Origin of the sequence: Janthinobacterium tructae, from assembly GCF_006517255.1 — a bacterium.
Lineage (GTDB): Bacteria > Pseudomonadota > Gammaproteobacteria > Burkholderiales > Burkholderiaceae_D > Janthinobacterium > Janthinobacterium tructae.
In genome coordinates this window covers 2,719,080-2,743,311 of record NZ_CP041185.1, presented here as the reverse complement: position 1 = coordinate 2,743,311, position 24,232 = coordinate 2,719,080, and the positions used below count along the sequence as shown (strand labels likewise).

Here is a 24,232-nt window from a genome sequence, read left to right as displayed (position 1 = left end):
TTCTTTTGCGATGTCAATACCGATTCCGGTATCCCTGCAGCATTCATGCACCCTGGCGGCGCACTGCGCGTTGTCGAATCCGGCGCGTGCTGCACCGGAGGAGTCAGGCGGCGCAGCGCGCGTCGCTGTGCGCCAGCCAGGCCATGAAGTGCGCCTGCGGCATGGGGCGGGCAAAGTAATACCCTTGCAACTCATCGCAGCCGGCGTGGCGCAGCACGTCGGCATCGGCCGCGCTTTCCACGCCTTCGGCGGTGACCGTCAAGCCCAGGGTATGGCCCAGGCCGATGATGGTTTTCGTCACGGCCAGGTTTTGCGGCGAACCGTGGATGTCCTGCACGAAGCTCATGTCTATTTTCAGCTTGTCGAGCGGGAAGCGGCACAGGTAGTTCAGGCTCGAATAGCCGGTGCCGAAATCGTCGATCGACAGCGCAAACCCCAGCGCCTTGATGGCGTGCAGGGTGGCGATGGTGTCGTCCACATTGTCCATCAGGATCGATTCGGTCAGTTCGAATTCGATTTGTCCCGGCGTGACGGGAAACTCGCGCAGCACCTCGCGCAAGGTGGCCACCAGGGTACCGCTTTTCAACTGGATGGCCGACAGGTTGATCGACACGGCGATGTCGCCCGCGCCCGCCTCGCGCCAGGCCAGCTGCTGGCGGCACGCTTCGCGGATGACCCATGCGCCGATGGAGACGATCAGGCCCGATTCCTCGGCAGCGGGAATGAAGCTGTCGGGCGCGATCAGGCCGTGCTGCGGGTGCTGCCAGCGGATCAGGCTTTCCACGCCATTCAGGCGGCTGCTTTGCGCATCGACGCGCGGCTGGTAGTACAGCACCAGTTCCTGCCGCTCGATGGCGTGGCGCAGGTCGCTTTCCAGGTGCAGCTGCTGCAACTGCTGCTCCTGCATCTGCGGCGTGAACATGCGCGCATTATCGCGCCCGCCGCTCTTGGCCTGGTACATGGCCGCATCGGCGTGGCGCATCAGGGTATCCATGTCGTCGCCGTGATCCGGATAGATGGCCACGCCCACGCTGCACGAGACATACAGCGCGCTGCCTTCCACCTGGTGCGGCTGGCGCATGGCCGGTATCAATCGCGTGTCGAGCAGCGCGCCGATGGCTTCTGCGTCGCCGATGCCGTTGAGGATGACGACGAATTCATCGCCGCCCAGGCGGCAGACGGTGTCGCCTTCGCGCACCAGCTGCAGCAGGCGCTTTGAGACCGATTGCAGCAGCGCGTCGCCCACATGGTGGCCCAGCGCGTCGTTGACGTGCTTGAAGCGGTCCAGGTCGACGAACAGCACGCCGACTTTTTCGCCGCTGCGGCGCGCCTGCGCGATGGCGGCCGCCAGGCGCAGTTTCGACACGTGGCGGTTCGCCAGGCCCGTGAGCGCATCGTGGTGGGCCATGTGCTCGATCTGCCGCTCGCTGGCCTTGCGTTCGCTGATGTCGAGCGAGCTGGCGATGAAATGCGTGGTGACGCCATCGAGGTCGCGCACGGCGTTCATCACCAGCCAGGCGGGATAGCTTTCCATCGACTTGCGCTGCACCGAGATTTCTCCCTGCCAGTAGCCGCGCCGCGCCAGGGTCTGGCGCAGGCTGTCGAGCTGCTCGGGACTGTTGTCCGGCGCGAGCAGGAAGGCCGGTCGCTTGCCGATCAGCTCCACCATGTCGTACAGCGAATGGCGGCGGAAGGCCTGGTTGACGGTGATGATGCGCATGTCGGCATCCATCACGATCAGGCTTTCCGCCGATGCCTCGAAGACCTTGGCCCACAGTTCCAGGCGCGACTCCATCAGCTTCATCTTGTTGATCGGCGTGAAGGTCGACAGCACCGCGCGCTGGCCCTGGTAGTCGATCAGGCGCGCGGAAATCAAGGCCCAGGTGGGCGTGCCGCCGCCGCTCCAGCACACCTCGAATTCATCGACTGCGCCCAGGTCGCTCAAGCGCTGGAAGAAGCGCGAACGGGCTTGCGGACTCATGCCGCCCACCCAGGGATCCAGCTCCAGGCTGCCCTGCCAGGCGTGCGCGGCCTGGTTCGCGTGCAGTACCTGGTGATGCGGGATCGAGGTAACCATCAGCGGGATGGGAATGGCGTCGACCAGCTGGCGCTGCGCGTCGGCCGCGCTGGCGCGCGCCACCAGGTCCTGCTGCGCCATGCGCTGGAAGTCGAGCTGCTGCAGCATGGTATTGAAGGCGCTGACCAGGCGCCCCGTTTCATCCTCGCTGTCCCAGACGGCGCGCAGGCTATGGTCGCCCGTTTCGCGCACTTCCTGCGCCACGCGCGCCAGGCGGCGGATGGGCAGGGCGATCTGCCGCGCGACGAAAAACACCAGGCCCAATATCATCACCAGCAGCAGCACGGCCGTGCCCAGGTGCAGCCACATGCGCGTGAAAAAGCCGTCCACGCGCAACTGGATCAGGCGGTGCAATTCGTTTTCCGCCGCGCGCCAGGCACGCTGCAGGGCCGCGACGGCCGCCGCATCGTGCCGCAGCAGCGCGGCGTTGCCATCGGCATGGGCTGGCGTGCCGGCCAGCGCCTGTGTGCTGGCGCGAAACTGCGCCACGGCTTGCTGCAGGGTCGCGCGCGAGCCGTCCAGGTGCCGGCGCAGCAGTGGCGTGCTGGCCGCGAACGCCTCCGTGTAGTCGCTGCCGATGCCGCCCATGGTGGCGTCCATGCGCCCTTCCAGGATCAGGAACTGGGTCTGCAGGCGCTGGCGCTGCGCGCCTTCGGCTGTCGCCAGCTGCAGGGCCAGGTCGCGCGTGCTGTTGATCACTTCCAGCAGTTCGGGAAAGCGCAGGATCACCAGCGACATGGTGTAGTAGCTGTCCAGGTCCGGGTCGAGGATCAGGTTCGACTGGTTGCCCACGCGTGTAAGCAGTTCGCGTCCGGCCACAAAGGCGGGCGAGGGCGCCATGCCGTCATGTGCCGCTGGCGTGCCGCCGGCCTGGCGCAACAGGGTGGCGAATTCCCCGCTCAATTGCGCGCTGCGCATGCCTGCGCCGAACTGGCGCTCGGCTTGCTCGATGGCGGCGGCTTGCGCGTCCACTTGCGCCGTGCTGCGCGTCAGCGGCAGCAGCGCATCGCGGATGGCGGCGATGTAGGCATTGCCCGCCATCTCCTTGCGCGAGAAATCGATGGCGATGTATTTTTCGTTGATGAGGATGCCGGAAATGAAGATGACGGCGGACAGGTCGAGCAGATAGATCAGCGCCAGTTTGCGCCCCACCGTCAATTTTCCGATCATGCGCGAGATTCTGCCCACCATGCGTGCCCCACCTTCTCGTCAGCTCATTTATGTTTTCTTATGAGCAATTTTCATGCCTGAATTTACAGGCTGATAAGGTCGATGCGGGGCATTTTGGGCCGTGCGTGCCCCATGCTGGTGCGGAAAAGCGGTGGCAATGAAAAAGGGCGGCCCGCAGGCCGCCCTCGTATGCCGTCAGGCTGCGTTTACGCTTCGGCGACGCGCCTGGCGATGTGCGCCAGCGCTTCTTCCACCTGGTCGATCAGGATCAGGCACAGATCGCCTTCGTTCAGGCGCGCCAGGGCCTTGTCGATGGCGACGAATTCGCCGTTGATTTCATCGATATGGCTGGTGCGCTTGGCGCCGTTCAAGCCCTGGCGCAGCAGCGCCACGACTTCGCCATCGGCGCGGCCGCGCTGGCACTGGTCCTGGTACAGAAGTACGTCGTCGAAGGCGGCGCCGAGGATTTCCGTCTGCTGGCGGATGTCTTCGTCGCGGCGGTCGCCGGCACCGCTGATGACCACCGAACGGCGCTTGGCCGGCATGCTTTCGACGGCCTGCACCAGCGCCAGGATGGCGTCCGGATTGTGGCCGTAGTCGGCGATCAGGGTGGCACCCTTGTAGTCGAATACATTGAAGCGACCGGGCGCATTGTCGGCTTCATTGGCAAAGGTTTTCAGGCCCAGCGCAATGGTTTTCCAGTCCAGGCCCACGGCCCAGGCGGCGGCCAGCGATGCCATGACGTTGTCGACCTGGAAGCCGATGGCGCCATTGCGCGTGATCGGCACTTGCGACAGGGCGATTTCGTGGCGTTCCTTACCCTGTGCGGCGACCAGATTGCCATCTTCCACGTACACCACGCGGTTGCCCTGCGCGCGGTGCGTGGCCATCACGGGATGCGTCTTGTCTGCGGCGAAGAAGGTCACCGTGCCGCTGCAATTCTTGGCCATGCGCGCCACGGCAGGGTCGGTGGCGTTCAGCACGGCCACGCCGCTGTCGGCCACGTTCTGCACGATCACTCTTTTGAGTACCGCGAGGTCTTCCACGGTGGTGATGTAGTTCAGGCCCAGGTGATCCCCGGCGCCGATGTTGGTCACCACGGCGACCTGGCAGCGGTCGAAGGCCAGGCCTTCGCGCAGCATGCCGCCGCGCGCCGTCTCGAACACGGCCGCGTCCACGTCAGGGTGCAGCAGCACGTTGCGCGCGCTGCGCGGACCGCTGCAGTCGCCGCTGTCGATCTGGCGCCCTTCGATGTACACGCCATCGGTGTTGGTCATGCCGGTGCGCAGGCCGGAGGTGGTGAGCAGGTGGGCGATCAGGCGCACGGTGGTGGTCTTGCCGTTGGTGCCCGTCACGGCGACGACGGGGATGCGGCCATCGTCGCCCTCGGCGAACATGGCGGCGATGATGGCTTCGCCCACGGGGCGCGGCTTGCCGAACGACGGCGCCAGGTGCATGCGCAGGCCCGGTGCGGCGTTCACTTCGACGATGCCGGCGTTCTGTTCTTCCAGCGGTTTCAGTATGCTTTCGGAGACCACGTCCACGCCGCAGATGTCCAGGCCCACCATGTGCGCGGCGGCGACGGCGCGCGCCGCCACTTCCGGGTGCACGTCGACGGTGACGTCGGTGGCCGAGCCGCCCGTCGACAGGTTGGCGTTATTGCGCAAAATCACGCGCTGGCCCACGGGCGGCACGGATTCGGCCACATAGCCCTGCTTTGCCAGGCTGGCCAGGGCGATGTCGTCGAAGCGGATTTTTGTCAGCGAGGTGGCGTGGCCGCTGCCGCGGCGCGGGTCCAGGTTGACCTGGTCGACCAGTTCGCGCACCGTGTGCTGGCCGTCGCCCACCACTTGCGGCGGGTCGCGGCGGGCCGCTGCCACCATCTTGTTGCCGATGACGAGCAAACGGAAATCGTGGCCCGGCAGGTAGCGCTCGACGAGGATGTCGTCGCGGAATTCCTGCGCCGCGAGGAAGCCGGCCGTCAGCTGTTCGCGCGTGGTGACATTGACGGTGACGCCCTTGCCCTGGTTGCCATCCTTCGGTTTCACGACGACGGGCAGGCCGATCTCGCAGGCGGCGGCCCAGGCGTCGTCCGCATCGATGGCGACACGGCCGTGCGGCACCGGCACGCCGGCCGAATCGAGCAGCTTCTTGGTCAGTTCCTTGTCTTGCGCGATGGCTTCGGCAATCGCGCTGGTGCCGTCCATTTCGGCGGCCTGGATCTTGCGTTGCTTGCTGCCCCAGCCGAACGTCACCAGGCTGCCTTCGGTCAGGCGGCGGAACGGGATGTTGCGCGCCACGGCGGCGTTGACGATGGCGCCGGTGGAGGGGCCCAGGCGCACGTCTTCATCGAGTTCCTGCAACTGGTGCAGGGCGCCGGCCAGGTCGAACGGCGCGTCGTCGAGCGCGGCGCGGCACAGCTGCTGCGCCAGTTCCAGGGCCAGGCGGCCGACGGCTTCTTCCGAGTATTCGACGACGACCTGGAAGATGCCCGTTTCCAGGGTCGGCGTGGTGCGGCTGAAGGTGACGGGGCAGCCGGCTTGCGCCTGCAGGCCCAGCGCCGCCAGTTCCAGCACCTGCGCCATCGGCGCGGCGTTGTAATTGCCCAGCGGTTGCAGCGGGCTCAGTTGCGGAAAGCGCGCGCGCAGGCGGGCTTCGAAGCCGGGCAGCTGGGCGATGTCGAGTTCCTGCGTGGTGCAGGAAACAATGGCTTCCACGGCGGTGTCGTGGCTCCAGAGGTTAGGGCCCCGCAAGGCCCGTACGCGAGATACTTCCATAATTAAACCGTAATCCTGTTGTGTTCTTGTGGGCCCGGCCGTAGCCGGGCTTGAGTCTTAATTCCCGATGCAGCCGGGGGCCGCGTCGAAGGTGCGTAAACCCGCGCAGATCAGGTCGACAGGCAGGTTCATGGCCCAGGCGGCCGCCGCGACGGCCAGCACGCTGTCGACATTGCCGGCCGTGGCCGGTTTCAGCAGATCCAGGCACAGCAAGACCGTTTCGATGCCGCCTTCGGCCAGCACGATGTGGTTGCCGCGCACGAACACGGCGCGCTGGCCGGCGGCCAGCTGCGCCGCGATGGCCGGCAAGCTGCCATCCTGTGCATACAGGGTCACCGTGCCGTCGCACAGCTCGGCCAGTTCCAGCACGTGGGCGTTGGCCGCGTTCAGCACGGCCACGCCCGTCGGCACCACCACGTCGACCTGGCTGCGCACGGCCTTGTACAGGCCCGCATCGTCGAGCACGTCGAAATCCTTGACGCTCTCTACACTGCCCATGTCGGTGACGATGCCGACCTGGCACTTGTCATAGGCCAGGCCTTCGGCCAGGATCATGCGCGGATTGCTCTCGAACAGGGCCGTCTGCACGGTGCGGTTGAGCAGCAGGCGCTGGCCCGCGTCCCAGTTCACGCAATCGTTGCTGACTACGCGGCGCTGGTCCAGGTACATGCCTTCGCTGCAGACGGCGCCCGTGTGCAGGCCCGACAGGTTGAGCAGTTTGCACAGCATGCGCACGATCAGGCTGGCGCCGCGCGTGCCCGTCACGCCGATCAGCGGAATGCGGCCCGTTTCCTCGGCGGCGAACAGGTGGTCGACGATGGCCGCGCCGACAGGGCGGCTCTGGCCCACGCCCGGCTTGATGTGCGCCAGCAGGCCGGGGCTGGCATTGACTTCGATGATGGCGCCGCGCTGCTCTTCCAGCGGACGCGTGATGTCGGTGGTGACCAGGTCGATGCCGGCGATATCGAGGCCCACGACGCGCGCGGCCAGCAGGGCCGCATGCATAACGGATGGATGCACGTCGTCCGTGACGTCGATGGCCACGTTGCCGTTCGGCTGGATCAGCACTTTCTGGCCCGCCTGCGGCACGGACAGGGCGGTCATGCCCTGGCGCTGCAGTTCCAGCACGATTTCGCCCGATTCGTGCGGCTTGACGGTGCCCAATGGAAAATCTTCGCCTTCGCCGCGGCGCGGATCGATATTGATTTGCGTGTTGACCAGTTCCAGCACGGTGGAGACGCCATCGCCGTCGACCCACAGCGATTCGCCCTTGGCCGCCGCGATCAGCTTGTTGCCGACGACGAGCAGACGGTGTTCGTCGCCCGTGATGAAGCTTTCCACCAGCACGGCCGAGCTGTCGCCCTTGCGCGCAGCCAGCTCATAGGCAGCCTTGACGTCGCTTTCCGTCATCAGGTTCAGCGACACGCCGCGCCCATGGTTACCGTCATACGGCTTGACGACGACAGGCACGCCGATGTCTTGCGCTTCTTCCCAGGCCGCTTCGGCGCTGCGCACCAGGCTGCCTTCAGGGACGCGCACGCCGCACGATTTGAGCAGGAATTTGGTCAGGTCCTTGTCGCTGGCGATGCCTTCGGCAATCGCGCTGGTGCGGTCCGTTTCGGCCGTCCAGATGCGGCGCTGCGCGGCGCCGTGGCCCAGCTGCACCAGGTTGCCGTCATTCAGGCGCAGCGAAGGGATGCCGCGCTCGGTGGCCGCATCGACGATGCTGGCCGTGCTCGGGCCCAGGCAGCGCGCATCGACCATGTCGCGCAGGGGCGCCAGGGCCGCTTCCAGGTCGTAGGCTTCATCGTTGATGGCGGCCATCAGCAGTTCGCGCGCGGCGGCCAGGGCGGCGCGGCCCACGTGCTCTTCACGCGTGCGGAAAGCCATCTTGTAGACGCCGCGCTGGCTGGTCGAGCGCGTCTGGCCGAAGCCCGTGCGCATGCCTGCTAGGTTTTGCAATTCCAGCACCACGTGTTCGAGGATGTGCGCCGACCAGGTGCCTTCGCGCAGGCGCTCGAAAAAGCCGCCCCGTTCGCCCACGCCGCAGCGGTGCTCGATCATGCCCGGCAGCCATGCCACCAGACGCTCGTACAGGCCGGGCAGGGTATTGGATGGATAGTCTTCCAGTTCGCCGATGTCGACCCAGGCTTCAATCACCGGGCGATACGTCCAGATGTTGGGGCCGCGCAAGTGGGTGACGCGGGCAAATTCGATGTTCTTCTTCTTGATCATGTAAGTGGTTTCTTGATAACAAGCCAGGCGTCTGGGCGCCAGATACTTTATGGTGGCTCTACAGAGTCTTTTCAGGCTCGTGCTTGGTTCTTTATCCCGGGTATGCGCAGTGTGCCACTTTTAGCGGCCTCTTGTCGCGTTTGCTTCTCGTATTCTGCTGCTGTTGTGATTCTAATTGTTACTAAATGTTGCCTTACTTGTTATAAAGATACCGACTCCGGGCCAAGCTGGAGCATTTGCGCAACAGCGCGCTGTTGTATACTTGTCGCCGGTCGATGGCCGCTCATTTTTTTGCGCCGTTTTGCCATCATTCCTTACTGGCAGGCATCCATTCGATACAATACAGGAAATTGCCACTGGTGCATCTACCTCGCCATCGCGCAGTACACAAACATTGATCGGGCGTCTGCCCCATCCCCCAAATCCCGCCCTGAAGGGCTTGGCCTCGAGCCGGAGTATGCTTTACGATGACAACTGAACTGAATGTTCCTGCAACAACTATTCCCCTCACCTCGCTGCCTGAACACTGGCTGGCGGAGGTGGAGAGCAAGCTTTCTCCAGGGGAGAACGTTTTAAGTAGCGTTGAGGTTGACCTCGATGCGCGATTACGTTTCACAAAAGGCATAATTGTTGTCACCGAGAAGCGTTTGCTGGCCCGTTCACCGGGCGATAGCGACTGGAAAAGCTGGTCTTTCCGCCCTGGATTGCGCCTGACGCACCACGACCACGCCGGTGTCGGCCACCTGGAACTGTTCGATGACCACGGCCGCCTGGCCTCGTGGCGCTTCACCCTGGGACAGAACCTGCATGCGATCCGCGTGCTGGAACAGTTCGTCGAGCGCCTCGACAGCCACCTGACGGGCCAGCCCGTGCTGCAAGCGGAGCAGGAAGTGTGTCCGAGTTGCAAGGCGCCGCTGGAGCCGGAGCAGGAAGAATGCCCGATCTGCGCCAAGGTGCTGTACACGCCGCCGTCCACCTGGACCCTGTTCCGCCTGTGGCGCTTCGCCCACCCTTACCGTGGCCAGCTGGCGCTGGGTTTCATGCTGATGCTGCTCTCCACTGCCGCGCACATGATTCCGCCCTACCTGACGGCGCCGCTGATGGACAATGTGCTGATCCCGTATCAGAACGGCAAGCACATCGATCCGTGGCTGGTGGTGTACTACATGAGCGGCTTGCTCGGTTCGGCCCTGCTGGCCTGGCTGCTGGGCTGGGGCAAGACCTATGTGCTGGCCCTGGTGTCCGAACGCATGGGCGCCGACCTGCGCTCGGCCACGTATGAGCATCTGATGAAGCTGTCGCTGGAATTTTTCGGCGGCAAGCGCACGGGCGACCTGATGTCGCGCATCGGCAGCGGCAGTGACCGCATCTGCGTCTTCCTCTCGCTGCATTTGCTCGATTTCGCCTCCGACGTGCTGATGATCATCATGACGGGCGTCATTCTGTGGTCGATGAACCCCTGGCTGGCCATCATGACCCTGGCGCCATTGCCGTTCATCGCCTGGATGATCCACCTGGTGCGCGACCGTCTGCGCACGGGTTTTGAAAAGATCGACCGCGTGTGGAGCGAAGTGACCAACGTGCTGGCCGATACGATACCCGGCATCCGCGTGGTGAAGGCGTTTGCGCAGGAAAAGCGCGAAGCGGCCCGCTTCCGCGACGCCAACGCGCACAACCTGGCCGTCAACGACAAGTTGAACAAGGTCTGGTCGCTGTTCTCGCCCACCGTCTCGTTCCTGACGGAGATGGGTTTGCTGGTCATCTGGTGCTTTGGCATCTGGCAACTGTCGCGCGGCGAAATCACCGTCGGCGTACTGACCGCCTTCATCGCCTACAGCACGCGCTTCTACGGCCGCCTCGATTCCATGAGCCGCATCGTTTCCGTGACGCAGAAATCGGCGTCCGCCGCCAAGCGCATCTTCGACATCCTCGACCACGTGTCGAGCGTGCCGGAACCGGCGCACCCCGTGAAACTGGAGAAGATCGAAGGCAGGATCGATTTGCGCGAAGTCGGTTTCCGCTATGGCAACCGGGCCGTCAACCGCGGCATCACGCTGAATATCAAGGCCGGCGAGATGATCGGCCTGGTAGGCCACAGCGGTTCGGGCAAGAGTACGCTGGTCAACCTGATTTGCCGCTTCTATGACGTGTCGGAAGGGGCGATTTTGCTCGATGGCGTCGATATCCGCTCGTTCGCCGTGTCCGACTACCGCCGCAACATCGGCCTGGTGCTGCAGGAGCCGTTCCTGTTCTTCGGCACCATCGCGGAAAATATCGCTTACGGCAAGCCGCACGCGTCGCGCCAGGAGATCATCGCCGCCGCGCGCGCCGCGCATGCGCACGAATTCATCCTGCGCCTGCCGCAAGGCTACGATTCGATGGTGGGCGAGCGGGGCCAGGGCTTGTCCGGCGGCGAACGCCAGCGCATCTCGATCGCCCGCGCCCTGCTGATCGATCCGCGCATCCTGATCATGGATGAAGCGACATCGTCGGTCGATTCGGAAACGGAAAAAGAAATTCAGAAGGCGCTGGACAACCTGGTGCAAGGCCGCACGACGATCGCCATCGCGCACAGGCTGTCGACCCTGCACCGGGCCGATCGCCTGGTGGTGCTGGATCGCGGCCAGGTCGTCGAAGTGGGCAGTCACGATGAACTGATGGCGAAAGAGGGCGCCTATTTCCGCCTCTACGAAGCACAGGCGCGCAACAACGAACTCGCCCTGGATGACAAGGAATAAGCATGGCCAGTACAACTTTTACATTAAGCCGCGACACCTTCGGCAAGCTGGTGATGACGGCCGAAGACGGCCAGGTCTTTGAAGGCGTGGCGCCCGTGCGCGCCTTCCCCATCCAGTCGCCCGACGAAGGCATTTCGCTGGTGCTGGGCAATGGCAAGGAAGTGGCGTGGATCGAGCGCCTTGACACCTTGCCCGAGCCGGCGCGCAGCCTGCTGCAGGAAGAACTGGAAGGGCGCGAATTCATGCCCGAGATCGCGCGCGTGAAAAGCGTCAGCAGCTTTGCCACGCCCTGCACCTGGTACGTCGATACGGATCGGGGCGAGACGCAGTTCGTGCTGAAGGGCGAAGAAGACATCCGCCGCATCGGCGCCACGTCGCTGCTGATCGCCGATAACCACGGCATTCACTTTTTGATACGCGACATGTTCAATATCGACAAGACGACGCGGAAGATACTCGACCGCTTCCTGTAAGCGATTGCCTGTCTTGAAAACCGCTGCCTGCAGCGGTTTTTTTTCGTCTGCCAGGCATGAAAAAAGCCGCATGAAGATGCGGCTTTCGGGGGCAGTACCGGCGGCCATTTCAGGCCACCGGGGATTGCGCTACATTACATGAACTTGTAGCCTGCACCGACGTAGAAGTAACGGCCGCGCACGTTGTACAGCTGGGCAAAGCCCAGGGTGCCGTACTGGTTGCCTGCGCCCATGATGCTAAACGGCGGCATTTTGTCGAACAGGTTCTTGATGCCGGCCGTGAAGGTCAGGTTTTGCATCGCCACGTACTGGCCCGTCAGATCCACTTCCGTGTGTGAAGGAATCGTGCGGGTACCCGGTTTGATTTCGTCGCGGCGCAAGTCCGAGTCGATCATATCGCCCGTCGTGCGGATAACCAGGGAACCGGACATATTGTCCTTTTCCAGGCTCGCCGTGAACGTGTTGCGGTACTTCGGATTCATGAACGTCTTCATCGTGCTTTGTTCTGGATCCGTCACCGTGTCCTGGGTGTCCATGCGGGTGTAGATAGTGGACGCATTGCGGAGTGTGAATTTGCCGAACATCGTTTGCGGCGAGGTGTAGCGCAGGTCCGTATCGAAACCGCGCACTTCGGTCGTGGCCAGGTTCTGGTTGTTCAGCAGGATGCGCGCGTCGCCATTCTTGATTTCCACGTTGCCCAGTTCGATCGCCTTGAGTTCCGTCAGGGTGCCGATCTCGTTCTTTTTGTTGATCTTGAAGAAGTCGATGCTGGCTGTCAGCGAGTTTACTGGAGAGAATACCACACCGAGGTTGTAGGTCTTGCCCGTTTCAGGTTGCAAGTCCTTGTTGGAACCGGAGACCTGGTAATAGGCGAAGTTCTTGCAGTTGCCGGCAATCGATGGGAAGGCTTTGCAGATATCCGTATCGCTGGTCGTGTAGGCGCCTGCATCGACGCCGCCGTACATCTGTTTCAGCGAAGGCGCCAGGAAACTGCCCGCATACGAACCGCGGAACATCAGGTTGTTCAGCGGTTGGTAGCGCAAGGCCAGCTTCGGGCTGGTCTTGCTGCCGACATTCGAGATGTCGTCATAGCGCAGGGCGACTTGTGCTTCGACGTTTTTCATGAAAGGAATCGACAGTTCGCCGAAGATGCCCTTGGAATTGCGGTCCGCCTTCACGGCCGCCTGCTGGATACTGCCGAAGACCAGGCCATCGATCTGGTTCTGGTCGGGCTGGTCGCTCAGCGTTTCCTTGTTGTACGACACGCCAACGGCGTAAGCCATCGCGCCGCCTGCCAAGTCCATGATCGGCGCCGATGCCTTGGCGTTAAAGAAGGTCAGTTCCGACTTGCCGGCGCGCGAAGGCGTGAGGCGAATCTTGTCGACTTCCGCCTGCGGGTTGTCGGTGCGGGTCGGGTTGATCTTGCCATTGGCGATCGCTTCGTTGAACAGGTCGTAGTGCGCGTAGTTCGAATCGCGGTTGGTGGCCTTGCTCACGCCCTTGCCGATGGCCACATCCCAGTCGATGCCGCGCGTCGTGCCTTCCAAACCCGTCGAGAACTGGGTCATCGTGCCCTTGCGGTTGGTCTGGCGCGGGCCCATTTGCATGAAGCGGCCAGCAACGGTCTGGTTGCCGACCTTGAAATTGCCTGGTGCAGGCTGGGAGGAGAAGTCGTCCTTGCTTTCGGAATAGGTAAATTCCGCGAACGCGCGGATGCTGTCGCTGATTTTCAGGCTGCCAATCAGCATGCCGCTGACGCGGTCGGCGCCGTTGGTCGATGTCAGCAGGGTCTTGTTGACGTCGAAACGGCAGGTGCCGTCACTCAAATCGTCCGGTGGGCACGGCACCAGAGTGCCGCCGCCGGCAATATTGCCGCTAGGATGGTAGCCGCTGCGACCATCCGGGCCGCCAAAGCGGCGGAAGTCGGCTGAACTGGTCAGGTCGCGGTCCTTGCGGTAGATCGGGTCGCGCTTGAACACGTCGACCGTTGCCAGTACGTTGAAGCCCTGGGTGTCATAGTCGCCGTAGCCGTACACGAGGTTGGCGGTCTTTTCCTTGGCGTCCGAGCGCGAGCTTTGGCCGTAGCTGGTTTTCGCTTCCAGACCTTGGTAATTCTTTTTGGTGATGAAGTTCATCACGCCGGCAACCGCATCGGCGCCATAAATGGCCGAACCGCCGTCTTTCAGAATTTCAATGCGCTCCAGCGCGCTCAGCGGGATGGCGTTGACGTCGACCGCGGCGCCCGCGCCCGAACCGTCAGCCAGCGCATTGGTCGGCAGGCGGCGACCGTTCAAGAGGATCAGCACGTTGCGTTCGCTCAAGCCGCGCATCTTGATATTGGTGGTGCCAGAGCCTGAAGGCGAGCTGGCGCTCAGTTCACCCTGGTCATTGATGTCGATGGAGGCCAGGTTGCGCACCAGTTCGGCGACGCTGGTGGCGCCCGTGCGCTCGATATCTTTCTTGCTGTAAATTTCCACCGGTGCGGCGGTTTCGGCATCCACGCGCTTGATCGCGGAACCAGTGACGACCACGCGCTGCAATTTTTCGTCAGCTTTGGCTTCCTGCGCCTGGGCTGCCTGGTGCATGAAACCTGCGCTCATGGCCAAGGTACCGGCGAACATCATGCGCAAGGATTTGTTTAATGTCTTTTCAATCATTGTCTATCCTCCAACTAGGAAACTTCAGTTTCCTTAGGGTTTTATTTAGCTATTTGAAATTATTTTCAAAATGACTATGTTTACAAATTTAGTATTTTAAATTTGCAATTCATCAGACCATTTTTTGATCTTGACTGTCAAGAGCTGCCGGGTATTTGTGCATGCGCATGGCACGCGCCAGAATGAAAAGACATGAATTTTATTTGTGGAGAGCAGGAAAATATTAAATTTCAATTGTTAAATAAATTAAATTTGTCATTGGGTAAAATGATCGTTGAAAATTCGGCATTTGCCTGTTGCCTGTCTAGACATATGTTGTTTTTTTGTGACGATATTGCGCCATATACGGCAAGGTCGCGACATTGCCGGGCTTGGGCGCCGGGCAAAAAAAAGCCGCCCGGCGAGGGCGGCTTGCGTGGGAAATGCGGCGCTTACTGAAACGCCACTTCCGCAAAGCTGCGCAATTTGCGGCTGTGCAGCCGGTCCACGCCCTGGCGGCGCAGCAGTTCCACGGCGCGGATGCCGATGCGCAGGTGCTGGTCGACCCGCTCGCGGTAGAAGTGGTTGGCCATGCCGGGCAGCTTGATTTCACCGTGCAGCGGCTTGTCGCTCACGCACAGCAGGGTGCCGTACGGGACGCGGAAGCGGAAGCCGTTGGCGGCGATCGTCGCGCTTTCCATGTCCAGCGCGATGGCGCGGCTCTGGCTGAAACGGCGCTCCGGTGTGCGCTGCGGCAGCAGTTCCCAGTTGCGGTTGTCCGTGCTGGCCACCGTCCCGGTGCGCATGATGTGTTTTAAATCATGCCCTGTCAGCTGGGTGATTTCCGCCACCGCCGTTTGCAGCGCCTGCTGGATTTCCGCCAGCGGCGGGATCGGTACCCACAGCGGCAAGTCTTCGTCGAGCACATGGTCTTCGCGCACGTATGCATGCGCCAGCACGTAGTCGCCCAGGCTTTGCGTGGTGCGCAAGCCGGCGCAATGGCCGAGCATCAGCCAGGCGTGCGGGCGCAGCACGGCGATATGGTCGGTGATGGTTTTCGCGTTGGCGGGACCGACGCCGATATTGACCATGGTGATGCCGCTGCCATCGGCGCGCAGCAGGTGGTAGGCGGGCATCTGCGGCAGGCGCGGCGGCGCGGCGCCCAGCGCATCTTCGCTTTCGACTGTCTGGCCGACCCGGCGCGTGACCACGTTTCCCGGTTCGACAAAGGCGATGTAGCCGTCGTCGTCCGATGGTGCTTGCGGGTCGGGCGCGCGGTCCATCATGGCGTGGCCCAGGCGGATGAATTCGTCGATGTAGAACTGGTAATTGGTAAACAGGACGAAGTTCTGGAAGTGCTGCGGCGAGGTGCCGCTGTAGTGGCGCAGGCGCTGCAGCGAGTAATCGACGCGCGGCCCCGTGAACAAGGCCAGCGGCTGCGCTTCGCCATGCGCCGGTTCGTGCGTGCCGTTGGCGATGCCGTCGTCCATGGCCGACAGGTCGGGCAGGTCGAACAGGTCGCGCATGGCCAGGCGGCGGCCCGCATCCATATTGCCTTCGATATGGTCATGCTCGGCGAACGAAAAATGCACGGGTATGGGCTGGGCGCTGACGCCCACTTCCAGGTGTACATTCTGGCCGCTGTTATGGTTTTTCAGCAGCAGGGTGAACTGGTCGAGGTAATAGTCGCCGAACAGGTCGGGGCGCGTCAGGGTGGTTTCAAATACGCCGGGACCGGCGACAAAGCCGTAGGCCAGCGGCGAGTCGGCGCGCGCCACGGTGTCGGTCTGGATGCGCACGAAGGGGTAGCAGGCGCGTACGCGCTCGTGCATGTCTTCGCCGGCGACAAAGCGCTGCAGCGCATCGCGCAGGTGTTCGATGCTGCTGCGGTAAATGGCTTGCACTTGTTCCAACGCCAGGCGTGGATCGTCGAAGCGGGAGGAGGCGATGAAGGGGGGCGTAAGCAAGCGGATTCTCCTTGTAGCGGTTCGTGCATACCATTGTAAGGCAGCGGGGCATCTCGCGTTGGACGCGTTTCTTGTCTGCCTGGGCCGCTTGACGAATTCAAATAGAATCTGTATTCTATTTGAATGGTCAGACTCGCAAAATTCAACGAAAACAACTTCATCGACAGCGCGATTGCCGTCGCCGCCCAGTGCGGCGTGGGCGCCGTGTCGATGGCCGCCATCGCCGTCAAGGCCGGTGCGCCCATCGGTTCCGTGTATCACCGCTTCGACTCGCGCAACGCCATCCTGGCGCGCGCCTGGCTGCGCGTGAAGAGCGACTTCCGCGAGGAAGTGGCCAGCCGCTGGCTCGGCGGCGACACCTGGGCCGGCGTGCACGGCTTGCTGGACTGGTGCCGGCGCAAGCCCGTGTATGCGCGCTTCCTGCTGCAATGCGCGGACAGCCCCGATTTCAGCAGTGGCCTCAGCGAGCAATTGCTGGCCGCCGTGGAAGAGGAGCAGGCGGCGCTCGACGCCTGCTTTGTGCGCTGCGCCGAAGCCATGCCCGCCACCACGGAGCTGGACCTGGATCACATGCTGCTCAAATTCGTGCTGATCGACGCCCCCGTGGCCGTCGTCAAGCCCTACCTGACCCAGGAGCGGCCGATACCGGCCAGTGTCGACGCCATGCTGCGCGCCTCGCACGACGCCGTGCGCGGCTGGGCCTTAAACACCACATCACATTAACCAAGAAGACATCCATGCGCTATTCCACCCAGCTTGAACACGGCAAGAAAATCCCCCTGCACGACGAAGAAGGTTTCATCGGCATGCGCGCGGCCGGCCGCATCGCCGCCGACACGCTCGATTACATCACGCCCTTCGTCAAGCCTGGCGTGTCGACGGCCAAGCTCGACGCCCTGTGCGAAGAATTCATGCGCGCCGCCGGCGCCATCCCCGGCACCATCGACTACCACGGCTACAAGCACGCCAGTTGCATCTCCGTCAATCACGTGGTCACGCACGGCATCCCGTCGGAAACGAAATTCCTGAAAGTGGGCGACATCCTGAACATCGACGTGACGCCGAAGTTCCAGGGCTGGTTCGGCGACACCAGCCGCACCTTCAAGGTGGGCGCCGTGTCCATCCTGGCCAACCGCCTCGTCAACACGGCGTATGACGCCATGATGGCCGGCATCCATACGGTGCGCCCTGGCGCCACCCTGGGCGACGTGGGCGCCGCCATCGAAGCGGTGGCCAAGGCGCAGGGCTTTTCTTCCGTGCGCGACTTCTGCGGACATGGCGTGGGCCAGGTCTTCCACGATACGCCGCAAGTGCTGCACTATGGCCGCGCCGGCACCGGCATCGTGCTCGAACCGGGCATGATTTTCACGATCGAACCGATGCTCAACGTGGGCAGCTACCAGGTCAAGGTCTTGCCCGACAAATGGACGACGGTGACGAAAGACCGTTCGCTGTCGGCACAGTTCGAGCACTCGCTGGCCGTGACGGAAACGGGTTTTGAAATCTTCACCCTGACCGGTTTGCCCGATCCGCTGGTCTGAGATGCACAGCGCCAGCCTGACGCAGCGCCTGCTGAACCAGCACCGGCACGACGCCGAGGACGCGCTGCAGCAGGTGGCGCTGGCGGTCTTGCAGCAGGAAGGCATCCGCAGCGACAGCGTGCTGCGCCTGGATCGCATCGCGGCCCTGGCGCCGCCCGTCGCTGGCGTGGTGATGCTGGCCGAGTGGCTGGCCTATGTGGACTGGGAAGGCTTTGACAGCGCGCTGTACGCGAACATTGGGGCGGTGGCGGTGCTGATCGCCGATGACTTGCTGCTGCCCGAGGTGGCCGCCAACTTGCTGCAGGCGCGCGACGCGACGGTGTTCGAGGCGCAGCGCCCCGCGCTGGCGACAGCCGCCTTGCTGTTCATCGAACGCCACATCGCGCTCTTTCCCGGATAGCGGCCTGCGTCTTACAATGGCGGCAAGCACTGTTGCCCCATTTTGAAGACTTCCGCATGAGCGATTTTTCCGAAGATATCTACACCGAGCCGTCCGCCGACGTGCATACCCTGAACAACCTGGGCCCATTGACCGGCATGGCCGGCATCTGGACGGGCACGCGCGGCCTGGACGTCAAGCCGAAAGCGGACGGCCCGCGCAAGCAGGCGTTTGTCGAGCGCATCGAACTGCAGCCGATCGATCCCGTCACCAATGGCCCGCAACTGTTCTACGGCTTGCGCTATTACATCCACATCACCAAGCCGGATCAGGTAAAAACCTACCATGAACAGGTCGGCTACTGGCTGTGGGAGCCGGCCACGGGCACCGTGATCCAGACCCTGGCCATCCCGCGCGGCCAGATCGCCATGGCGTCGGGCACGACGACGGCGGACGCCAGCAGTTTCGAACTGGTGGCCAGGCGCGATTCGACGGCCTACGGCATCTGCTCGAACCCTTTCCTCGAACACGCGTTCACCACCGTCGAATACCGCATCAAGGTCGACATCCACGCCGACGGCACCTGGGGCTACGATGAAGACACGGTCATGCTGATCCGCGGCAAGGACGAACCCTTCCACCACACGGACCGCAACCTGCTGACTAAAATCGGCGAGCCGACGCCCAACCCGATGGCCTTGCAGGCGCTGGCAGCAGCTTAAGGTTTGCCTTGCGCTACAGCCTTAATCGCGCGCTCTTCTCCCATGGCGGCGGCGATCTTCCAGCGCTGCATGGCGCTGGCGCGGTCCGGGCGTTTCAAACCAGCGCCTTCCCAGTCCATCAGGCCCAGGTTGTAGATATCGCCCGCGCTGCCCTTGTCGGCGGCCAGGGTGAACCATTTGCGCGCTTCCGCGTGGTTGACCGGGATCTGGTAGCCGCGCACGTGGTACAGGCCCAGCAAGTGCATGGCTTGCGTATTGCCCTTGTTGGCGGCCTGTTTCAGCAAGTCGAGCCCGCGCGCCATGTTGCGCGGTTCTTGCCAGCCTTCGGCCAGCATCACGCCCTTCGCCGTCAGTGCATAGCTGTCGTTTTTCAGCAAGCCCTTGCCGACCAGGGGCTTGGCGGCGACCTGGCGCGCTTCGCGCTGCTGCGCCGTTGGCGCGGTGGCGGGGCCGCTCTTGCCTTCGCCCATCAGCAGCATCCAGCCATATAGCCCATATGCGCCGGCGTCGCCCTTGCCGACCAGGCTTTCCAGCATGGCCAGTGCCTGTACCTTGTCGCCATTTTCGTACAGCTTGACGGCCCTGGCGCTGCTCGCGTCCTGCGGTACGACGGCCGGCGCATGGGAGGCGACGGGCGCCGAGGCCATGGCCGTTTGCGGCGGCGCAGAAACCGGGCGCACGCGCATGGGCAAGCCATAGCTGGCGGCCAGCACGGCCAGGCTGGCCGGCGCGAGGACCAGCACTTGCGCCAGCTGGTTGCGGCGGCCCTTGCCGGCGATGCGCATGGCGCGTTCGGCCTGCTGCTCGCCGCCCAGCGCCTCGCTCAGCACGGCCTTGACCTTGCGGTTGAACAGCCAGTAGGCGGCGCCCGTGACGAGCAGGCCGGCGACGGCGGCGGCACCGCGCCCGGCAAAGAACCAGGTGGCGATGGCGGCGGCCAGCGCGGCCAGTGCGCTTTTCCACCAGAATTGCTTGGCCAGCCGCGTGTAGACCTGGCGCAAGGCACCGAGCACGCAGGTGCGCACATTCTGCGCATACTCGGCCGAGACGACATCGACGTGCGCGTGGTCTGCGTCACCGCTGAGGACAGACTCGATCACGTCCGCATTCAGCTCCGAGGCTGCCACGTCGCGCAGCGGCGTCAACAAGCCCTGCACGTGGGCCGAGAACAGGCCGTCGTCGGCGCTGCCGGCCAGCGCGTCGCTGAGCGCCTTGAGGTCGCCGCGCAGCAGCTTTTCCACGATGTCGTCCAGGGTCAGCCAGCGCAAGTCGGTGCCGTACGCCACCAGGTGGTGCTTTTCGGCGTTGCACGATGCATCGAGGCGCACGATGCGCAGCTTGCCTGCGTACAGGGCGTCGACTTCCTGCGGCTGGTCTTCATTGTAAATGCTCACTTTTGCCAGGGCCAGGCTGCTGGCAATAGCCGCCAGTGAGTGCACGCTCTCCTTGTCGCGGATGCGGCGTGCGTCGTCGGGCGCCTGCTTGGGCAGGCTGACGCTGTAGCCGGGCGCGACGTGCACGTCGACCCAGGCCGCCTTGCCCACCTTGCCGGAGCCGTCGCAGGGGTTGCAGCGCAAGTCCCCCACGCCGCTGCAGGTACGGCAGGTGACACTGCCGCTGGCGCGGCAAGTGCCGCAATTGATGTTGCCGGAACCGTGGCAGCTGTTGCACGTGACCTTGCCGTAGCTGCAATGGTAGCAATTGCGATGCTCGGTGCGGTATTGCGTGCGCGTTTCACTGTGGTAGCTGGTGTGCGAGCTGCCGTTGCTGTAGGTGGTCGTGGGCACCTGCACCGTGACGTAATCGGTGACTTGCTCGGCGACCGAGCCGCTGCCGCTGCAATACGAGCACGACACCTTGCCGCTGCCGTAGCAGCCATACGCGTCACAGCTGACGGTGCGCCCGCCATGGCAGCTCCAGCAGGTTTCCGTGGTCAAGCCGTGGCAGGTGTGGCAGCTGATGCGGCCTTTTCCATGACAGTTGTTGCAGGTGTCCAGGTGCCAGTACTTGACGGCGTGCGGCAGGTAGACGCCCGCCTCGATCCCATTGTAGGCCTGGCCCGCCTGGCGCAAGGCATTGTCGAGCTTGCCCGCCGCGCGGCGCAGCCGCTCCTTCTCCTGCGCGTGAGCGAGCGCTCCCACCTCGTGGGAGCCACAGCGGCAGTCGTTGCCCGATGGCGTGAAGTAGCCATTGATGACGCGCTGCTCGAAGCGCGCTTCGAGCGCGTAGTTCGCCTGCAGCGAAAAATCCTGCAAGGCATCTTCCTCGCCCAGCGGCGTGATGTCCTGCGGCTCGAAGCGCGTCTTGTCCTGCACCAGCGTGCGCAGCTTGCCCAGCACGGTGGGGATGTCTTCCTTGTCGAGGCGGATGGGCGCTGGCGCCGTCACGGTCATCTCTGTCACCTGCGGCGCATCCTCGCTGCCTGGGGTGTCATGGGCCGTTTCAGTGCTGGAATTCATGCGCGCGTCCTTTTGCTCTCTGGAAAGATGTTTGGATTTTAGCATCCCAATATGACAAACCATGACAAAGCGGAGGCCAGGTTTGGCTTTTTCAGCGCAGGCCGCGGCGGAACTGGTCCGGCGTGCCGCCGCTCTGGCGGCGAAACATGGCGATGAAGGCCGAGGCCGTGCTGTAGCCCAGTTCCAGCGCGATCGCCTGCACGGTGTCGCCTTGTTCCAGCAGGGGCAGGGCCGCCAGGAAGCGCTGGCGCTGGCGCCATTCGCCGAACGGCATGCCCAGTTCGCGCTGGCAGCGGCGCGCCAGCGTGCGTTCGGTCACATGCAATTGCGCGGCCCACTCGGAAAGTGAGCGGTTACTCCCCGGCTCCGCCTGCAGGGCCGCCAGCAGCGCCGCGATGACGGGCTCGTCGCTGCCGGGCAGGTAGTTGCGGCTGCACGGCGCCAGCTGCAACTGGTCGACCAGCACTTGCGCCAGGCGCTGGTCGGCCTCGGTGGCGGGCGTGGTGACGCCCCGACCGGCGAAGTCGCCGAGTATGGCTTTGAGCAAGGGACTCAATACCAGCGCGCATGGCTGCGCCGGCAGCCGGTCGCACAGGCTGGCGTCGATGTAGGCCGAGTGAAACACGACATCCTGGCGGATATAACCGTCGTGCAAGGTTTCGGGCGGTATCCACACGGCGTACTGGGGTGGCGACAGGTAGCGCTGGCCCGCCACCATGATTTCCATCACGCCCGTGGAGCAATACGTGAGCTGGCCCCAGGGATGGCTCTGGTAATCGAATTGCTGGTGCGCGTGATAATCGTCGAGGCGAAAGTACACGGGGTAGGGCAGGGTGTCGGAAACGGCGGGGAAATGCTGGTTGCTGGCCATCTTGTCCTGTTCTTCGCATCGTTTGTCCGGTTTTCATTATATCCATGGAATCGGACCATGCGAAAATGGCCGTCATTGAATAGTGGAGTTACTTGCATGAAAGCCAAGCATTATCTGTTTCCCGTGATTGCCGTGCTGATCTGGGCCATCAATACCATCGTCAGCAAGATGGCTGTCGGCGTGATCGATCCGGCCGCCATCTCGTTCTACCGCTGGCTGCTGGCCGGCGTGCTGCTGGCGCTCGTGTTTGCCCGCCCCGTGTGGAAACAGCGGTCCGTGGTGAAACCGTATCTGGGGAAGCTGTTTGTGCTGGGCATGCTGGGCATGGTCATGTACCAGTGCCTGGCCTACATCGCCGCGCAGACGACGACGGCCACCAACATGGGCATTCTGGCGTCGATGATGCCGCTGCTGGCCGTGGGCCTGTCCGTACTGGTGTTGAAAGAGGCGCCCACCGTGGGTGGCGTGTTCGGCGGCATCGTGTCCTTGCTGGGACTCGGCTATCTGCTCAGCCATGGCGACCCGGCCGCGCTGCTCGCCCATGGCGCGGCCGTGGGCGACGCCCTGATGCTGCTCGCTTGCCTGTCGTATGCGGGTTACGGCGTGCTGCTCAAGCGCTGGAAGATCCCCCTGAATAACTGGCATTCCTTGCTGATCCAGGTCTGGTGCGCCGTGCCCGTGCTGTTCGTGTATTACCTGAGCCAGTCCGCGCCGCCCGTCACCAGCGCCGGCTTGCCGCTGGTGCTGTTTGCCGGCATTCCCGCCTCGATCATCGCGCCGTTTTTGTGGATGCACGGCCTGGCCAAGCTGGGGCCCAGCCGCGCGACGACATTAATGAATCTATTGCCCGTATTCACGGTGATCATCGCCATGCTGTTCCTGGGTGAAACATTACATAGCTACGATGTGATCGGTGGCGGCGTGACGCTGCTGGGCGTGCTGATGGTGCAAACCCTGAAACGCCCATTGAGGCGCGCACAAGTGTAGTATTTTTGCTATGCTGGTATTTTGCAAAGGAGCCATCATGGCAAGCGCCGATACCATCGATACCCTGCTGGACGAACTGGAAGCGTTCGGTCTGGCCAATGATGCTGAACATGCCGAGCGCGCCAGCCGCATGCTCAATATCACGCGCGACACGGGCGAATTGCTGGCCGTGCTGGTGCACGCGCGCGGCGCGCGCCGGGTGCTGGAAATCGGCACCTCGAACGGCTATTCCACCCTGTGGCTGGCGCGCGCGGCGCGCTCGCTGGGCGGCAGCGTGGTGACGGTGGAAAAGGCGCAGGACAAGTTCGACATGGCGCATGCCAACTTTGCGCGCGCGCAATTGCAAGGCGTGATCGGGCAGTTGCTGGCGGACGCGGGCGACGTGCTGCGCGATGCGGCGGACGGCGCCTACGATTTTATCTTCCTCGATTCCGCGCGTCAGCAATACGCCCTATGGTGGCCGCAGCTGGACCGCGCGCTGGCGGCCGGCGGCGTGCTGGTGGTCGACAATGCCAGTTCGCACTACGCGGACATGGCCGGTTTTATCGAAGCCATCCGCGCCGACAGCCGCTATACGACGTGCCTGGCGACGGTCGGCAAGGGCGAATTCATCGCCGTCAAGTCCGGCAACTAGCTATTTACTCGGCGACAATCGCCGCTTCGAGCACGCGCACCAGCGATTCGACGCCTTGCGCGTCGATATCATCGAAGCGGCCGACCAGGGGACTGTCGAGGTCGAACACGCCGATGATGTGGCCCTGCGCAAAGACGGGTACCACCAGTTCCGAGCGGGAATTGACGTCGCAGGCGATGTGACCGGGAAACGCGTGTACATCCTGCACGACGATGGACTTGCCTTCGACCACGGTGGTGCCGCACACGCCGCGTCCCTTCTTGATGCGGATGCAGGCCGGCTTGCCCTGGAACGGTCCCAGCACCAGTTCCTCGCCTTTCAGGAAATAAAAACCGGCCCAGTTCAAGCCGGGCATGGTGTTGAAGACCAGCGAGCTGAAGTTGGCTGTATTGGCGATGAAGTCGCTCTCGCCCGACAGCAAGCCTTGCAGCTGCGAGCGCAGGTCCGCATACATGGCTTGCTTGGCTTCGGGGGTATCGGTGCCGTAGGCGGCGTCGCTGAGGGTAAACGTCATGGTCGTGGTGGCGCGCAAAATGGGGAAGGCGTTATGGTAGCGCGTCTGGCGC

At 63.4% G+C, this 24,232-nt stretch carries 16 protein-coding genes; 8 read left to right on the top strand and 8 right to left on the bottom strand.

Annotated features, from left to right (window positions below; genetic code table 11):
- Positions 1–103 precede the first annotated feature (103 nt).
- From FJQ89_RS11975 to FJQ89_RS11965, 3 genes are all read right to left on the bottom strand, one after another.
- On the bottom strand, positions 104–3,247 hold the full coding sequence (locus FJQ89_RS11975) for an EAL domain-containing protein (RefSeq protein ID WP_243136526.1): 3,144 nt from the start codon (positions 3,245–3,247) through the stop codon (positions 104–106).
- A 206-nt stretch (positions 3,248–3,453) separates the two neighbouring features.
- Positions 3,454–6,024 (bottom strand): cyanophycin synthetase, encoded by a 2,571-nt coding sequence (gene cphA / locus FJQ89_RS11970; protein WP_141170338.1) that lies wholly within the window; start codon positions 6,022–6,024, stop codon positions 3,454–3,456.
- Between the two features lie 57 nt (positions 6,025–6,081).
- Positions 6,082–8,259, bottom strand: coding sequence for a cyanophycin synthetase (locus tag FJQ89_RS11965; protein ID WP_141170337.1), 2,178 nt, complete (start codon positions 8,257–8,259; stop codon positions 6,082–6,084).
- Between the two features lie 467 nt (positions 8,260–8,726).
- Between FJQ89_RS11965 and FJQ89_RS11960 the strand changes: the two genes are divergently transcribed.
- Together FJQ89_RS11960 and FJQ89_RS11955 are read left to right on the top strand one after the other, a co-directional pair.
- Positions 8,727–10,997: a cyanophycin metabolism-associated ABC transporter gene (locus FJQ89_RS11960; RefSeq protein ID WP_141170336.1), complete on the top strand. Its 2,271-nt coding sequence runs from the start codon at positions 8,727–8,729 to the stop codon at positions 10,995–10,997.
- Between the two features lie 2 nt (positions 10,998–10,999).
- Entirely contained in the window at positions 11,000–11,470 is a 471-nt protein-coding gene (locus FJQ89_RS11955) for a cyanophycin metabolism-associated DUF1854 family protein (RefSeq protein ID WP_141170335.1), read from the top strand.
- Positions 11,471–11,604: 134 nt separating this feature from the next.
- Here the strand turns inward: FJQ89_RS11955 and FJQ89_RS11950 are convergent, their stop codons facing one another.
- The gene (locus FJQ89_RS11950) at positions 11,605–14,127 is read right to left on the bottom strand and encodes a TonB-dependent receptor (RefSeq protein WP_141170334.1); all 2,523 of its coding nucleotides are present in this window, start codon (positions 14,125–14,127) and stop codon (positions 11,605–11,607) included.
- A 431-nt stretch (positions 14,128–14,558) separates the two neighbouring features.
- Entirely contained in the window at positions 14,559–16,073 is a 1,515-nt protein-coding gene (locus FJQ89_RS11945; protein ID WP_141170333.1) for an AMP nucleosidase, read from the bottom strand.
- A gap of 123 nt (positions 16,074–16,196) precedes the next feature.
- Here FJQ89_RS11945 and FJQ89_RS11940 point away from each other — a divergent pair, with 123 nt between their 5' ends.
- From FJQ89_RS11940 to FJQ89_RS11925, 4 genes are read left to right on the top strand one after another with little or no spacing between them, the layout of a single operon-like run.
- The gene (locus FJQ89_RS11940; protein ID WP_141170332.1) at positions 16,197–16,796 is read left to right on the top strand and encodes a TetR/AcrR family transcriptional regulator; all 600 of its coding nucleotides are present in this window, start codon (positions 16,197–16,199) and stop codon (positions 16,794–16,796) included.
- A gap of 14 nt (positions 16,797–16,810) precedes the next feature.
- Positions 16,811–17,614, top strand: a complete 804-nt coding sequence (gene map, locus FJQ89_RS11935; protein ID WP_141170331.1) for a type I methionyl aminopeptidase — start codon at positions 16,811–16,813, stop codon at positions 17,612–17,614.
- 1 nt (position 17,615) lies between these two features.
- Positions 17,616–18,014: a hypothetical protein gene (locus FJQ89_RS11930; RefSeq protein WP_141170330.1), complete on the top strand. Its 399-nt coding sequence runs from the start codon at positions 17,616–17,618 to the stop codon at positions 18,012–18,014.
- Between the two features lie 56 nt (positions 18,015–18,070).
- Complete coding sequence (locus tag FJQ89_RS11925) at positions 18,071–18,715, top strand: FABP family protein (RefSeq protein WP_141170329.1); 645 nt, start codon at positions 18,071–18,073, stop codon at positions 18,713–18,715.
- Here the strand turns inward: FJQ89_RS11925 and FJQ89_RS11920 are convergent.
- Positions 18,712–21,174 carry a tetratricopeptide repeat protein gene (locus FJQ89_RS11920; RefSeq protein ID WP_168208444.1) on the bottom strand — a complete coding sequence of 821 codons (2,463 nt, stop codon included), beginning with the start codon at positions 21,172–21,174 and terminating at the stop codon, positions 18,712–18,714. The two genes, FJQ89_RS11925 and FJQ89_RS11920, sit on opposite strands and share 4 nt — an antisense overlap.
- 91 nt (positions 21,175–21,265) lie before the next feature.
- Entirely contained in the window at positions 21,266–22,045 is a 780-nt protein-coding gene (locus FJQ89_RS11915; protein WP_141170327.1) for an AraC family transcriptional regulator, read from the bottom strand.
- A 96-nt stretch (positions 22,046–22,141) separates the two neighbouring features.
- On the opposite strand from FJQ89_RS11915, the gene FJQ89_RS11910 reads away from it, so the two are divergent.
- On the top strand, positions 22,142–23,032 hold the full coding sequence (locus FJQ89_RS11910) for a DMT family transporter (protein WP_141170326.1): 891 nt from the start codon (positions 22,142–22,144) through the stop codon (positions 23,030–23,032).
- Between the two features lie 37 nt (positions 23,033–23,069).
- The gene (locus FJQ89_RS11905) at positions 23,070–23,666 is read left to right on the top strand and encodes an O-methyltransferase (RefSeq protein ID WP_141170325.1); all 597 of its coding nucleotides are present in this window, start codon (positions 23,070–23,072) and stop codon (positions 23,664–23,666) included.
- A 4-nt stretch (positions 23,667–23,670) separates the two neighbouring features.
- Here FJQ89_RS11905 and FJQ89_RS11900 read toward each other — a convergent pair whose 3' ends face one another.
- Positions 23,671–24,180, bottom strand: coding sequence for a GAF domain-containing protein (locus FJQ89_RS11900; RefSeq protein WP_141172761.1), 510 nt, complete (start codon positions 24,178–24,180; stop codon positions 23,671–23,673).
- Between the last annotated feature and the right edge of the window lie 52 nt (positions 24,181–24,232).